Source organism: Gordonia sp. VNK1, assembly GCF_040049135.1.
GTDB lineage: Bacteria > Actinomycetota > Actinomycetes > Mycobacteriales > Mycobacteriaceae > Gordonia > Gordonia oleivorans.
Window position 1 is genome coordinate 55,833 of the sequence record NZ_JBDZDJ010000020.1, and the last position, 13,754, is coordinate 69,586.

A 13,754-nucleotide genomic window follows, 5' to 3' on the forward strand; every position below is an offset into this window, starting at 1 on the left:
GTGGGCCTGTTGCTAGCGTCGTGAGGTGACCTGCCCATGCTGACGCGACTGATCCGGACATACCTGGCGCGGTACCCGGTCAACATCGTCGCGGTGATCGTGCTGCAACTCATCGCGACCGCAGCGATGCTGTTCCTGCCGACCCTCAACGCCGACATCATCGACAACGGTGTCTCACGCGGCGACACCGACTACATCCTGCGCATCGGCGGGGTGATGCTGGCCGTCGCGTTCGCGCAGATCATCTGCACGCTCATCGCCCAGTACTACGGTGCCCGCGCCGCCCTCGGCGCCGGTCGCGACATCCGCCACGACCTGCTGCACCGCGTCAACACGTTCTCCGCACGCGAGATCGGCACCTTCGGCGCACCGTCGCTGATCACCCGCACCACCAACGACGTCCAGCAGGTGCAACTGCTGATCGTGATGAGCACCGCCATCCTGGTGATGGCCCCGATCATGTGCATCGGCGGCATCGTGATGGGTGTCTATGTGGCGCCGGGCCTCTCGTGGGTGCTGCTCATCGCGGTGCCGATCCTGGGTGTCACGATGGCGCTGATCATCGCGCGGATGATCCCCGGGTTCCGCGCCATGCAGGAACGTCTGGACACCGTCAATCGCGTACTGCGGGAACAGATCACCGGTATCCGCGTGGTCCGCGCCTTCGTCCGGGAACGGTATGAGACGCAGCGCTTCGGCGTGGCCAATGACTCGCTCAGCGACGCCACCCTGCGGGTCGGCCGGATGATGGCGTTGATGTTCCCGGTGGTCATGGTGATCACCAATGTGACGATCGTGGCGATCATCTGGTTCGGCGGGCACGCCGTCGTCGACGGCGGCACCGAGATCGGCGCCCTGACCGCGATGATGAGCTACGCCATGCAGATCATGATGTCGGTGATGATGGCGTCGTTCCTGGCGATGATGGCGCCGCGCGCGGCCGTCTGCGCCGAACGCATCTGCGAGGTCCTCGACACCGAGACATCGGTCCGCCCACCCGCCGAGGCGACCGGTTTCGCGGCGGCGCCGTCGTCGGTGGAGTTCGTCGGCGCCGAGTTCCGCTACCCGGGTGCCGACGAGAACGTGTTGAGCGACATCGGTTTCGCCGTGTCCGCCGGCACCACCACCGCCATCGTCGGGTCCACCGGCTCGGGCAAGACCACCCTGATGGCACTCGTGCCCCGGCTCATCGACGTCACCGACGGCGCGGTCCGCGTCGGCGGCACCGACGTCCGCGACCTCGACCCCGACGAGTTGCGGTCGGTCATCGGTTTCGTGCCGCAGCGGCCGTACCTCTTCTCCGGGACGGTCGCCTCCAACGTGCGGCACGGCAAACCCGACGCGACCGAGGAGGAGATCTGGGCGGCGTTGCGGATCGCGCAGGCCGAGGAGTTCGTCGCGGCCATGCCCGACGGGCTCGACACCGCGATCGCGCAGGGCGGCACCACCGTATCCGGCGGGCAGCGGCAGCGGTTGGCGATCGCGCGGGCCCTCATCCGCCGGCCGGCGGTGTACCTGTTCGACGACTCGTTCTCCGCACTCGACCTCACCACCGACGCGAAACTGCGTGCGGCACTGCGTCCGGCCACCGCGGATGCTGCGGTGATCATTGTCGCCCAACGTATCTCGACGATCGTCGACGCCGATCAGATCGTTGTCCTGGATCGCGGTCACGTCGTCGGGCTCGGTCGTCACGACGAACTGCTGACCTCGTGTGAGACGTACGCGGAGATCGCGAACTCGCAGCTGTCGATCGGAGAACCGGCATGACCCGCCCCGGACCCGGCTCGGGACCCACGGCCGCTCCCGGCCCGGGACGCGGCCCGATGATGGCCGGACCCGTTCTGCAGAAGGCGCATTCGTTCGGCCCGTCGATGAAGCGTCTGGTGCGGCTGCTGATGGCCTACCCGTTGCGGATGGTGACGGTGCTGACCGCGATCGTCGGGTCGGTGATCCTGCTCGCCATCGCACCGCGCATCCTCGGTCACGCCACCAACCTGATCTTCGACGGTGTCATCGGCAAGGCACTCCCCGAGGGGATCACCAAGGCGCAGGCCATCGACGGGCTGCGCGAGCGGGGGCAGGACACCGTCGCCGACATGATCTCGTCGATGGATGTGACGCCCGGCGTCGGCGTCGATTTCACCGCCGTCGGACAGACGCTGCTGATCGTCCTCGTCTGCTATGTCGCGTCGTCGTTCCTGTCCTGGGTCGCGGCGTATCTGCTGAACACCGTCGTGGTGGCCACGATCCGGCAGTTACGCGCCGACGTCGAGGACAAGGTGCACCGACTTCCGTTGCGCTACTACGACACCAGCCCGCGCGGTGATCTGCTCAGCCGCGTCACCAACGACCTCGACAATCTCTCGCAGAGTCTGCAACAGACCATCTCGCAGTTCCTCAACTCGATACTGACGGTGATCGCGCTGCTCGTGGTGATGATCTGGATCTCGCCGCTGATGGCGTCGATCGCGGTGATCACCGTGCCCCTCGCGGTGGCGGCCACCGCGATCATCGCCCGACAATCCAAGCCGCACTTCATCGCCCAGTGGTCGTCCACCGGAAAGCTGAACGCGCAGATCGAGGAGGCGTTCACCGGCGCCGAGTTGGTCAAGGTGTTCGGCCGCCAGGCCGAGGTGGAAGCGGTCTTCGACGAACGCAACGAGAAGCTCTACCAGTCGAGTTGGCGGGCTCAGTTCATCTCCGGCATGGTGATGCCGACGATCATGTTCCTGGGCAACCTCAACTACGTGGCGATCGCCGTCGTCGGCGGTCTGCGGGTGGCGTCGGGCAACCTGAGTCTCGGTGAGGTGCAGGCGTTCATCCAGTACTCGCGGCAGTTCACCCAGCCGCTCACCCAGATCGGGTCGATGATCAACCTGATGCAGAGCGGGGTGGCCTCGGCCGAGCGGATCTTCGAGATCCTCGACGCCGACGAACAGACACCGGACCCCAAGCAGCCCGCGACACCGGCAGAGGACAAGGGCCGCATCGAGTTCGACGACGTCTCCTTCCGCTACGTCGAGGACAAGCCGCTGATCGAGGATCTGTCTCTGGTGGCACGACCCGGGCACATGGTGGCCATCGTCGGGCCGACCGGTGCGGGCAAGACCACGCTGGTCAACCTGATCATGCGGTTCTACGACGTCGATTCCGGCACCATCCGCCTCGACGGTGTGGAGACCCGCGACATGACCCGCGACGACCTGCGCGAACGCACCGGCATGGTGCTGCAGGATTCGTGGCTGTTCGGCGGCACCATCTACGACAACATCGCCTACGGCGACCCGACCGCCTCCCGCGAGCAGGTCCTCGAGGCCGCGATGACCAGTCACGTCGACCACTTCGTCCGCATCCTGCCCGACGGCTACGACACCGTCCTCGACGACGAGGGTGGCGGCGTGAGTGCCGGTGAGCGACAACTCATCACGATCGCCCGGGCCTTCCTGGCGCGGCCGACCATCCTGATCCTCGACGAAGCCACCAGTTCGGTGGACACCCGCACCGAACTGCTCATCCAGCAGGCGATGGCGAACCTGCGGGCCGACCGGACGAGTTTCGTGATCGCGCACCGTCTGTCGACGATCCGCGACGCCGACACCATCATCGTGATGGAGGACGGGCACATCGTCGAACAGGGCAATCACGAGGAACTGCTGGCGGCACAGGGCGCGTATTGCCGGCTCTACCGCAGCCAGTTCGCGGGGGCGTTGGACACGGAATAGCGGCCGGCTCCGGCACCTGCATGCTCAACTCCCATGTGCACACCATGCATTCCGTGCAGGTGGGAGTTGCGCGCGCATCTCACTTCTTCAGGATGCCGACGGTCTGCAGGTTGTGCGTCAACCGCGGGATCATGACGTTGCGGACGAGATCGGTCCACACCCAGCGTTCCACCATCGGCCCCAACCGGCGCACGGCATCCTCCCGGCGCTTTTCCCTGACGACCACGGCGGTCACGTCCTCACCCGGCTTGAGCAGCTTCTGGTACTTGACCTTCCCGTCGAACTCGCCGACGAGTTTGCCCTCCCAGTCGTAGTCGCAGCGGGCCACGAACTCACCGCGCTCGTCGAGGTAGACACGTTGGAGGATCGGAAGCGGCAGGTGTTCGACGATCATCTGCCCGCGGCCCCAGGATTCGCCCGGATTCTCCGACAGTCCGTTCGCATGCCCGAGCGCAAAGCGCGCGAGACCCACCCCGGTTCGTCGTCGCTCCAACGATTCGGCCATCGCCTCGGCGTCGGCACCCAACCGCAGGGCCGAGTCGAACACCGCCAACGCTCGCGCGAATTCGCCTACCCCACAGGCAAGATCGATGGCGGTCAGCTCCAGTGACGTCGTCGGGAATCCGTCGACGAGGACGACGTCGGACTCGTCGAGCACCCCGCTGTGCAGATGCCGGTAGGAATCGACCCGGCCGCCGGTGGCCGTTCCGGTGCGCTGATGCACGCGACCCAGATCTGGCATCAGCATGGACAGTCCGTGCAACACCGCCGCCGACGTATGACTCGCCACATGATCGGTGGTGCTGCACGTCATGGCCGCGATGGTGCGGACCCGGTGCAGCGCCTCGTGCTCGAGGACCGTCGAGGACGGGAGGAACGCGCCCGGCCAGATCCGCCGAAGGTGGCCCTGGTCCACCGCACGTGCGAGCTGATTGTCGGTGATTCCGTGCTCGCGTGCGGTCTTTCGATACACGATGCCGTGCGGGTCGGTCGGGAAAGTGATGCGGTAAGGCGCCGGTGAGAGTGTCATGCAGGATTGGACGCACGCCGCGGCGTTTCGGTGCCATCCGAATCCACATGCATGCTGAACTCCCAGAAACACACAATGCATTCCGTGCAGGTGGGAGTCCCGCGCGCAACTCCCACCTCACGACTCGCGGCCGCGCTCCAATTCCCCGGCGATGCCCCGCTCGAGTTGCTCGGCCGCCGGTTGCGGAACGTCGATGAGGCCGTCGAGTTCGGTGCGGGCCTTGCGGTAGGCGGCCTGACGTTCGGCCGGGGTGGCTGCGGCGTCGGCGGCCACGGCGATGAGTTTGCGGGCGCGGTCGAGGGTTTCGCGCTCGATGGGTGAGAAGTCGGACTGCTTACGACGACGAGCCTCGCGTTCGGCGGCGTCGAAGGACGCCGCGTACACCTGCACGGCGTCGCGGTAGTCGGCGAAGGTCTGCGGATCGAGGGTCTCCCCCGGCGCCGGACGCAGGTCGTCGGCGCGCACCTTGGCCTGATGGAACGCCAGGGTCAGCGGTTCCCGCATGTCGATGAGCATCGGGTATTCGATGAGGGTGGCCAGGTCGAGTTCGTACTGGAACCACTTCTCGTTGATCTCGTCGTGGCGGCGGGTCACCTTGATCACCTGGGCCTTGTCGGCCTGGGTGATCCGCATCTGTTCGGTCGTCGCGGTGGCCTTGATCCGGGCGAGTTCGATCTTGTCCTTGCGGCGCTTCTCGTTGTACCGCGCGATGTGACCGGCCCAGCCCCCGACGACGCCGCCGACCGGGAAGATCAGCCACCAGTAGTCCGTCGCGTAGTGGAGGAATTGGTCCACCCGACCAGGGTACCGACGCCGTCGATTCGGCGTTAGCGTGAGCACGTGGCCGATCCCGACGCCCCCACCCTGCTCGTCGCATCCATCGAGGAGTGGGGCACCTGGCTGTCGGCGAACCACTCCTCGTCGGCCGGTGTCTGGTTGGTGTTCTGGCGCAAGGACTCCGGCCGCGAACCACTCGATTACGACGAATCGGTCCGCGAGGCGTTGTGCTGGGGATGGATCGACGGCCACACCCGCACGATCGACGATCACCGCCGCGGCATGTGGTTCACCCGGCGCGGACGCAACTCCGCGTGGGCCGCGTCGAACAAGAGGCGGGTGGCCGAACTGCTCGACGCCGGCCGGATACGACCGCCGGGACGGGCCGTCATCGACGATGCCAAGGCGCGCGGCCTGTGGTCGTTGCTCGACGACGCGGAGGCCGGCATCGAGCATCCGGAACTCACCGCGGCACTCGACGCCGTGCCCGACGCCCGGGCCCACTGGGACGCCTTCCCGCCGAGCGCGCGCAAACTGGCGCTGACCCAGATCGCGATGGCCCGCAAACCGGACACCAAGACGCGCCGGATCGCCCTCATCGTGGAGAAGGCCGCGCGCAATCAGCGCCCTTGACCCGCGCGTCTGACCCGCGCGCGCCGACTACAGATCCGGTATCGGCAGATCCAGGTTCGGCGTGATGATGCCGCCGTCGATCTCGAGGATCTTGCCGGTCACGTACTCCCCGGCCGGTGAGGCGAGGTACACCGCGGCGGCGGCGACGTCCTCCGGGGCGCCCAGTCGGTGCAGCGGCGTCGCGGACTCGACGGCGGTGCGCATCGTGTCGTCGCCGGCGACGATCTCCAGTGCGGAGGTCAAGATGGCCCCGGGCGCAATGGCATTGACGCGGATGCGGGGATTGAGATCCATCGCCGCCAGGCGCGTGTAGTGGGCCAGCGCCGCCTTGGCGGTGCCGTACGCCGCATACGCGCGACCGGGAACACGCCCGACCGCCGAGGTGACGTTGATGATCGATCCGGCGCTGCTCCCCGGACCGTCGGCCGTGGCCAGCAGATGCGGTACCGCCGCGGTGGTCAGTGCGTGCGCCGTCGTCACGTTGAACGTGAAGGCATCGGTCATGTGGTGCGCCTTGGTGTCGAGCAACGGCCGCGGCATGGCACCGCCGACATTGTTGACGACGCTGTCGAGGCGGCCGAACTCGTCGACGGCGGTCTGGGCGAGACCAGCCACCGTGTCGGGATCGGCAAGATCGGCGACGACGACGTGCGCACGGCGACCGCGTGCGGCGACCTCGTCGGCCACCTTCCGCAACTCGTCCTCGGTGCGTGCCGCGATCAGCACATCGGCGCCGGCCTCGGCGAATCCGATGGCGATCGCGGCCCCGAGGCCGCGGCCCGCGCCGGTGACGATGGCGACGGTGTCGGTGAGGAGGAAGCGGTCGAGGATCACACTCCCGAGCCTGCCACACAAACTAGAACATGTTCTAGAGATTCGTGGTTCTGATCCGGTGCGGCCGGCGGCGCGTCACGCCGATCGTCCGGCCACCCACGCCATGTCCGGGTAGCGATCACCGGCCGGGCGTAGTGCGGCGAGCCGAACGAGTTGCTCATCGGACAAGTCCACCGAGGTCGCACCCATGTTCTCGTCGAGATACGTGCGGCGTTTGGTCCCGGGATCGGCACCACGTCGTCACCCTGTGCCAGCAGCCACGCCAGTGCGACCTGCCCGGCGGTGGCGCCGACCTCGGCGGCCACCGCACGAATCTCGGCGACCAGAGCCAGATTGTGCTCGAGATTGTCGGCCTGCCACCGCGGCAGGGTGGATCGGAAATCGCCGTCGCCCGGCGCTGCCGCGGCCGCCGATCCGGTCAGCATGCCGCGTCCGAGTGGGCTGTAGGGCACGATGGCGGCGCCGGCCTCCCGGGCGGCGGGGACGTCGGATTCCTCGACGTCGCGGCTGAACAGCGACCACTCCGACTGCAGCGCAGCTATCGGATGAACCGCCGCGGCACGACGGATCGTCTCGGCGTCGGCCTCGCTGAGCCCGATCTCGCGGATCTTGCCCGCGGTCACGAGCTCGGCCATCGCCCCGATGGTTTCTTCGATGGGCCGGGCGGGATCGATGCGATGCACGTAGTAGAGGTCGATGACGTCGACCCCGAGACGGCCGAGCGACGCGTCGACGGCGCGGCGGACGTAGTCGGGCGATCCGTCGACGTCGCCGGTGGGATAGCCGGTGTCCTCGTCGACCAGGATGCCGAACTTGGTGGCGAGGACGACCTCGTCGCGACGCTCGGCGAGCACCTGCGACAGCAGGCGTTCATTGTCGCCGCGGCCATACATGTCGGCGGTGTCGAGCAGGTTGACACCCGCGTCGAGGGCGTGGCGCAGGGTCGCGATCGATTCGTCCCGATCGGCCGGGCCGTAGGCGAAACTCATTCCCATACAACCCAATCCGATGGGCGAGACCTCGAGTGAGCCGATGCGGCGAGTGGTGGTACGTGGCGTGGTCATGGTTGGGTCCGTCCTCCGTAGGTGGCGATCTTGTATTCGGTGGCCGCCAGCGACAGCGTGAGTTCGGCGATCTGGCGGCGGATGGTGTCACGATGTTCGAGCAGCATCTCGAGGCGTTCGTCGACGGTGCTCTCGCCCTGGTCGACGAGGGCGACGTAGTGTTGCAGGTCCCGGATAGCCATGCCGGACAACCGCATTCGCGTCAGGAAGATCAACCGGCGAATGGCCGCATCGTCGTAGAGCCGGTTGCCCACACCGTCACGCCCGACGGCCACCAGGCCGATGCGTTCGTAGTAGCGCAACGTATGGGGCGAGACGTCGAGCAGATCGGCGGCCTCGGCGACGGTCAGCGGTTCGGTGATCTCGCCGGCGTCGACGAGTTCGTGGATCACCTCGACCGACATCGGTCCGTCGAGCTCCCGCAGGGCCGCGAGCGCCTTGCGCATCAGGTGGTCGGTACTCATGAGGATCACGCTAGGCCTTCGAGCGCACTCAAAGGCAAGACCCGCTTCGGTGAGACCTCAGTAATCCCGCCCCACCGGCACCACCGAGATGAGTTCCTCACCGGCGGCGAAGCGTCCGATGTTGCGCGCCACCCACGGTGCGAGTTCGCGGGTCAGTCCCGACGCCGGGTTGGCGATGTGCGGGGTGATGATGCAATTGGGCAGCGACCACAGCGGGTCGTCGTCCGCCGGCGGTTCGGGGTCGGTGACATCAAGTGCGGCACCGGCGATTTCGTTGCCGCGCAGCGCCCAGTACAGCGCCTGCTGGTCGATCAGCGGGCCGCGCGCGACGTTGACCACCCACGCATGGCCGGGCAATGCGGCGAGGCTGCGCGCATTGATCAGGTGATGGGTCTCCGGCGTTGACGGTGCCGCGAGGATGACGTGATCGGTGGAGGTCCATACCTCCTCCATCCGCGACGACGGCAACGTGGTATCGGCCCCCTCGACCGGGCGGCCTGACCGGTTGACCGCGAGAACCTGTGCGCCGCAAGCCTTCAGGCGCGGCATCAGCGACGCGCCGATGCCGCCGGCGCCGATGATCGCGACCGTCGCTCCGCGCAGTGTGCGCACGGCGGTGTCGATGCGGTCCTTGTCCCAGCCGTCGCGGATCGAGGTGTGGATCTGCCGCAGCCCGGTCAGCAACAGTGCCAGAGCATGTTCGGCCACGTTCTCGGCGTAGAAGCCGGACGCGTTGGTCCAGATCCGTTTCTCATCGAGTACTCCCGCGTCGACGAACCCTTCGATTCCCGCGGTCTTGAGCGCCACCCATTCGATGGTGTCGGGTAGATCGGGAAATCCGGTGGGGTCGCCGAGCCAGACGAGCACCCGGGCGTCGGCGAGGTCGACGACCCGCGCGCCGGTGGATTCGACGGCGGCCACCACATGCTCGTCGCGGACCGGCTCGACGGCTACCGCAAGGTCACTCACGACCGAACTCCGGCGATCTCGCGGGCCGCCGAGGTGGCCAGACGGTCGGCGATCTCGTTGTAGTGATCGCCGTTGTGGCCCTTCACCCAACGCCACGTCACCTGATGGCGCTTCTCCTCCTCGATGAGCCGCTTCCACAGATCGGAATTCTTGACAGGCTTCTTGTCGGCGGTCTTCCAGCCGTTGCGCTGCCACCCGGCGACCCACTTCATGATGCCGTTGCGGACGTAGCTGGAGTCGGTGTACAGGATCACCGTCGACGGCCGGGTGAGCGCCGCGAGCCCCTCGATCGCCGCCTGGAGCTCCATCTTGTTGTTGGTGGTGTCCGGGGCGGAGCCGGAGATCTTCTTCTCGGTGCCCTTGTACCGCAGCACCGCGCCCCAGCCGCCGGGTCCGGGGTTGCCGAGGCAGGCGCCGTCGGTCGAGATCTCCACCACGGAATCGTCGGTTGCCGGGTCGGGTGCGGTGTCCTGCGGGTCGCTCGCCATTCCTCAGAGGTTACCCAGCGGGGCTAGGGTGAAACCATGCCCGTCTGGGACCCCGATCGTTACCTCCAGTTCGCCGACTCTCGCACCCGGCCGTTTCTCGACCTGATCGCCCAGGTGCCCGGCGCACCCGCCTCGATCGTCGACCTCGGCTGCGGCCCCGGACACCTCACCCGGTATCTGCGGGCCCGCTGGCCGCAGGCACGGATCCTCGGCATCGATTCGTCGGCGGAGATGATCGACGAGGCGATCCGGTCCAACTTCGATGCCTTCGCCAACTACGACGCGGTCGACGTGACCACGTGGCAGCCGAACGGGCCGGTCGATCTGTTCGTGTCGAATGCGATGTTCCAGTGGGTTCCCAATCAGCTCGAGGTGATCGCCCGTCTGCTGCAGTTCGTCGCGCCGGGCGGCACCTTCGCCGTGCAGGTCCCCAACAACGCCGACTCGCCGACGCATGTGACGCTCGCCGAGGTGGCGCAGCAGGAGCCCTTCGCCGAACACCTCACTCACGCGCGTCGTCTGCCGACCACGGACCCGGCGCTCTACCTGGAGTTCTTTGCCGACCGCGGCTATCTCGTCGACGCCTGGGAGACCACCTACCTCCACGTGCTGCCCGGTGCGGACCCGGTGTTCGACTGGATCTCGGGTACCGGTGCCCGGCCCTATCTGCAGGCGCTGCCCGACGATCTCGTCGCGCCGTTCACCGACGAGGTGAAAGTTCGCCTGCGCGAGGCATATCCAACCCACTCGTGGGGCACCCCGCTACCGTTCCGGCGCACCTTCGCCGTGGCCACCCGGCCCTGATCCGGGCCGGATACCGGTGTAGACACCTTCCGGACGGAAGCGCAGCCGCGGCTCCCGGTACTCCTCGAGAGCGTGTGCGGTCCACCCGACCATCCGGGCGAGCGCGAAGATCGTCTCGGCGGCATCCGGACTCATCCGGTACCGCAATGCGATGGCCGCCAACGCGAAATCGGAGTTGACGAACTGTCCCGGACCGAGGTTATCGACGATGGTCCGCACCGCGGGCATCACCCGCCGGTCTCCCCCGCCCATGGCACCCAGCCTGTCGATGATCTCCTCGGCCCGAGGATCGCAGTGCCGATAGATCACGTGACCGGTCCCGGGGATCGGGGTTCCGGTGTGCAGTGCATCGGCGAGGGCGGCGGTCGGGTCGTCGAGCGCACCCACGAGGAACCGGTAGGCCAATGTCGTTGCGCCACCGTGACTCGGACCGTCGAAGGCGCCGAGTCCGGCGCCGATCACCGCGTAGACGCTGCCCCGGGCACTCGCGGCGACGCGTGCGGCGACCGCACCGGCCGAGAGGTCGTGATCGGCGAGCAGAACCAGCGCGGCATTCACCAGCGCCACCGTCCGCCGGGTGGCGGGTTCATCGGTGAGCCGCGGCCAGAGCCGTTGCGCGACAGCCCCTTCCGATGGTCCGTCAGCCAGTGCTTCAACGGCAGCGGCGATCGCGGACGCGGCCTTGGTGGTCACCGCTTCGGGATCGATCTGATGGCGCAACGGATCTCGCGCCCCGGCCAGGTCGACCGTCAGTCGGATTCGGTCCACACCGCGCGCCCGGACACCGGCGACACGTCGCACCGCGGCCCCGATGGCCCGCTGGTCTGCCGACGACGACGGCACGGTCCACGGCCGATCCCACAGCAGCGCGGCGACATCCTCGAAGGAGGCGGTACGGGACAGCTCGACGACGTCGTGGCCACGATAGTAGAGCCGATCCCCGCTCAGGAAGGTGAGCTGGGTGCGGATGCGTTCGGCGACCCCGGTCGGCGGACGATGGCGGGTGCGGTCGAGGAGCCCGTCGACCTCGTCGACCGGAAACATGCTGCCGTCGTGGCCGTCGATGCGCCGGCTGCTCAGACGCCCACGGCTGACATACGCGTAGACGGTGGACACCTTGACCCCCAGCATCTTTGCCACCTGCTCGGTGGTCAGATAGTCCCGCCCGTCGTGGTGGATGGGCGTCGGATAGCGGCGGGTGTGGGTGCGGGTCACATGTTGATTGAATCAACATTGACCGGACCGCTCAATACGGTTCATCGTCGTGGGTATGACCGAACAACTCATCGCCCCACCCGGATTGCAGAACGTGATCGTCGCCGACACCGAGATCGGTGACGTCCGCGGCGCCGAGGGCTTCTTCCACTACCGCCAGTACTCGGCGATCGAGTTGGCACGCACCCGCAGCTTCGAGGAGGTCTGGTACCTGTTCGTCCACGGCCATCTCCCCGACGCCGCCGCGTTGGCCGAGTTCATCACGCGCACAACCGCCCTGCGCACGCTTCCGGACGAGCTCGCCGGCATCCTGCGCACGGCGGCGCTGCTGGGCGGTGAGCGCGAATCCCTCGCCGGCCTGCGAACCGTCCTCTCGGCCACCGGACCCGCGACCGGGGCCCGCCCACTCTGGGATGCCGACCCGCGGCAACGCGTCGACGACGCCCTGCGCGCAACCGCTCTCACCCCGACGATTCTGGCCGCCCTGCACCGCATCCGCGCCGGTGAGAGTCCCCTGGAACCTCGCGCGGACCTCGGTGTGGCCGCCAACTGGCTGTATCTGATCTCCGGCCGGGAACCGACGGCGCAGGAGGCGCGAGCCATCGAGCACTACCTGATCGCCACGATGGATCACGGGTTCAACGCGTCGACATTCACCGCCCGGGTGATCGCGTCGACCGGAGCCGACGTCTTCGGCGCGGTCTGCGGCGCGTTGGGCGCCTTCTCCGGCCCGCTGCACGGCGGGGCCCCGGATCGGGCCCTCGATGCCCTCGACGAGATCGCCGCCCACGGGGATGCGCGTACCTGGGCGGCGGAGCAGGTGGCCGCACACCGTCGCATCATGGGATTCGGGCATGCCGTCTACCGCACCGCCGATCCTCGTTCGATGATGTTGCGCGACATCGCACTCGGGTTCGGTGGACCACTGGTCGAACGGGCCGTGGCGGCCGAGGAGGCCATCACCGACGTCCTCGCGCAGGCACATCCGGAGCAGCCGCGGTATGCCAATGTGGAGTTCTACGCCGGCGTCGTGATGGAATGTTGTGGCGTTCCCCGATCGATGTTCACGCCGACGTTCGCGGTGAGCCGGATGGTCGGCTGGTGCGCGAACATCCTCGAGCAGGCGCAGAGCCGCAAGATCATTCGGCCCGCGGCGCGCTATGTGGGCCCGAGTCCCGACGTGCAGCGGCCGTGACGTGCCACACTGAGGCATGGCCTCGCTCCCGCACATCTTCCTGATCCGCGCGATCAACGTCGGTGGCGCGACGTTGCCGATGGCCGACCTTCGTTCCGAGGCAACCGAACTCGGTGCCACCGCAGTCCGTACGCATATCGCGTCGGGCAACCTGATCTGCGCCCCACCACAGTCACCGGCGGCATTCGCGAGCGCCCTCGAGGAACTGATCGAAGCGCGCCACGGGTTCTCCCGCGAGGTCATCGTGCGGTCGGTCGACGAGTTGCGGAATGCGGTGGCGGCCTTCCCCTTCGAGGCGGACGACGAGAAGTTCGCCCACCTCTACTTCCTCACCGGAATCCCCGATCCGGACAAGACGAAAGCCTTCCTCGACACGGATTTCGGCGACGATCAACTCGCCGTGATCGGCGCCGATCTGCACATCTACTACGCCGGCGGCGTCGGCAAGAGCACGCTCAGCTCACCGAAGATCGCGCGCGGGCTCGGCGTCGCGGGCACCGGACGCAACCTGAAGACGGTGCGGACACTGATCGAGATCGCGGAAGGCACGACGTGA

General features: G+C 67.6%; 13 protein-coding genes and 1 pseudogene. 6 read left to right on the forward strand and 8 right to left on the reverse strand.

The window, feature by feature from the left end; translation table 11 throughout:
* Positions 1-36 precede the first annotated feature (36 nt).
* Together ABLE94_RS20350 and ABLE94_RS20355 are read left to right on the forward strand one after the other, a co-directional pair.
* On the forward strand, positions 37-1,770 hold the full coding sequence (locus tag ABLE94_RS20350) for an ABC transporter ATP-binding protein (RefSeq protein ID WP_348806539.1): 1,734 nt from the start codon (positions 37-39) through the stop codon (positions 1,768-1,770).
* Positions 1,767-3,725, forward strand: coding sequence for an ABC transporter ATP-binding protein (locus ABLE94_RS20355; protein WP_425476255.1), 1,959 nt, complete (start codon positions 1,767-1,769; stop codon positions 3,723-3,725). The genes ABLE94_RS20350 and ABLE94_RS20355 overlap by 4 nt, the downstream gene beginning before the upstream one ends.
* 79 nt (positions 3,726-3,804) lie before the next feature.
* Here ABLE94_RS20355 and ABLE94_RS20360 read toward each other — a convergent pair whose 3' ends face one another.
* Both ABLE94_RS20360 and ABLE94_RS20365 read right to left on the reverse strand, forming a co-directional pair.
* A complete protein-coding gene (locus ABLE94_RS20360; RefSeq protein WP_348809689.1) occupies positions 3,805-4,755 on the reverse strand; it encodes a hypothetical protein in 951 nt (316 codons plus the stop codon).
* Between the two features lie 117 nt (positions 4,756-4,872).
* Positions 4,873-5,550 carry a hypothetical protein gene (locus ABLE94_RS20365; RefSeq protein WP_348809690.1) on the reverse strand — a complete coding sequence of 226 codons (678 nt, stop codon included), beginning with the start codon at positions 5,548-5,550 and terminating at the stop codon, positions 4,873-4,875.
* 45 nt (positions 5,551-5,595) lie between these two features.
* Between ABLE94_RS20365 and ABLE94_RS20370 the strand changes: the two genes are divergently transcribed.
* On the forward strand, positions 5,596-6,165 hold the full coding sequence (locus ABLE94_RS20370) for a YdeI/OmpD-associated family protein (protein ID WP_348809691.1): 570 nt from the start codon (positions 5,596-5,598) through the stop codon (positions 6,163-6,165).
* A gap of 27 nt (positions 6,166-6,192) precedes the next feature.
* On the opposite strand, the gene ABLE94_RS20375 is transcribed toward ABLE94_RS20370, so the two are convergent.
* The 5 genes and pseudogenes from ABLE94_RS20375 to rnhA all read right to left on the reverse strand — a co-directional run bounded on the left by ABLE94_RS20375 (position 6,193) and on the right by rnhA (position 9,984).
* The gene (locus ABLE94_RS20375) at positions 6,193-6,999 is read right to left on the reverse strand and encodes an SDR family oxidoreductase (RefSeq protein WP_348809692.1); all 807 of its coding nucleotides are present in this window, start codon (positions 6,997-6,999) and stop codon (positions 6,193-6,195) included.
* Between the two features lie 75 nt (positions 7,000-7,074).
* A pseudogene (locus tag ABLE94_RS20380) lies at positions 7,075-8,063 on the reverse strand (aldo/keto reductase).
* Complete coding sequence (locus ABLE94_RS20385) at positions 8,060-8,527, reverse strand: MerR family transcriptional regulator (protein ID WP_348806545.1); 468 nt, start codon at positions 8,525-8,527, stop codon at positions 8,060-8,062. Before ABLE94_RS20385 ends, ABLE94_RS20380 begins: the two are co-directional and overlap by 4 nt.
* Before the next feature lie 57 nt (positions 8,528-8,584).
* Positions 8,585-9,496 (reverse strand): D-isomer specific 2-hydroxyacid dehydrogenase family protein, encoded by a 912-nt coding sequence (locus tag ABLE94_RS20390; protein ID WP_348809693.1) that lies wholly within the window; start codon positions 9,494-9,496, stop codon positions 8,585-8,587.
* Positions 9,493-9,984 carry a ribonuclease HI gene (rnhA, locus tag ABLE94_RS20395; protein WP_348809694.1) on the reverse strand — a complete coding sequence of 164 codons (492 nt, stop codon included), beginning with the start codon at positions 9,982-9,984 and terminating at the stop codon, positions 9,493-9,495. Before rnhA ends, ABLE94_RS20390 begins: the two co-directional genes overlap by 4 nt.
* Before the next feature lie 36 nt (positions 9,985-10,020).
* Between rnhA and ABLE94_RS20400 the strand changes: the two genes are divergently transcribed.
* The gene (locus tag ABLE94_RS20400; protein ID WP_348809695.1) at positions 10,021-10,788 is read left to right on the forward strand and encodes a methyltransferase domain-containing protein; all 768 of its coding nucleotides are present in this window, start codon (positions 10,021-10,023) and stop codon (positions 10,786-10,788) included.
* Here ABLE94_RS20400 and ABLE94_RS20405 read toward each other — a convergent pair.
* A complete protein-coding gene (locus ABLE94_RS20405; protein WP_348809696.1) occupies positions 10,747-12,003 on the reverse strand; it encodes a citrate synthase in 1,257 nt (418 codons plus the stop codon). The genes ABLE94_RS20400 and ABLE94_RS20405 overlap by 42 nt on opposite strands.
* Positions 12,004-12,058: 55 nt before the next feature.
* On the opposite strand from ABLE94_RS20405, the gene ABLE94_RS20410 reads away from it, so the two are divergent.
* Together ABLE94_RS20410 and ABLE94_RS20415 are read left to right on the forward strand one after the other, a co-directional pair.
* Positions 12,059-13,198, forward strand: coding sequence for a citrate/2-methylcitrate synthase (locus ABLE94_RS20410; protein WP_348809697.1), 1,140 nt, complete (start codon positions 12,059-12,061; stop codon positions 13,196-13,198).
* Positions 13,199-13,214: 16 nt separating this feature from the next.
* Positions 13,215-13,754 (forward strand): DUF1697 domain-containing protein, encoded by a 540-nt coding sequence (locus tag ABLE94_RS20415; RefSeq protein ID WP_348809698.1) that lies wholly within the window; start codon positions 13,215-13,217, stop codon positions 13,752-13,754.

Excerpts from the sequence above, each read along its gene's own strand:
- ABLE94_RS20400 (WP_348809695.1), top strand. The coding sequence starts at position 10,021 with ATGCCCGTCTGGGACCCCGATCGTTACCTCCAGTTCGCCGACTCTCGC.
- ABLE94_RS20360 (WP_348809689.1), bottom strand. The coding sequence starts at position 4,755 with ATGACACTCTCACCGGCGCCTTACCGCATCACTTTCCCGACCGACCCG.
- ABLE94_RS20410 (WP_348809697.1), top strand. The coding sequence starts at position 12,059 with ATGACCGAACAACTCATCGCCCCACCCGGATTGCAGAACGTGATCGTC.
- ABLE94_RS20350 (WP_348806539.1), top strand. The coding sequence starts at position 37 with ATGCTGACGCGACTGATCCGGACATACCTGGCGCGGTACCCGGTCAAC.
- ABLE94_RS20385 (WP_348806545.1), bottom strand. The coding sequence starts at position 8,527 with ATGAGTACCGACCACCTGATGCGCAAGGCGCTCGCGGCCCTGCGGGAG.
- ABLE94_RS20355 (WP_425476255.1), top strand. The coding sequence starts at position 1,767 with ATGACCCGCCCCGGACCCGGCTCGGGACCCACGGCCGCTCCCGGCCCG.
- rnhA (WP_348809694.1), bottom strand. The coding sequence starts at position 9,984 with ATGGCGAGCGACCCGCAGGACACCGCACCCGACCCGGCAACCGACGAT.
- ABLE94_RS20415 (WP_348809698.1), top strand. The coding sequence starts at position 13,215 with ATGGCCTCGCTCCCGCACATCTTCCTGATCCGCGCGATCAACGTCGGT.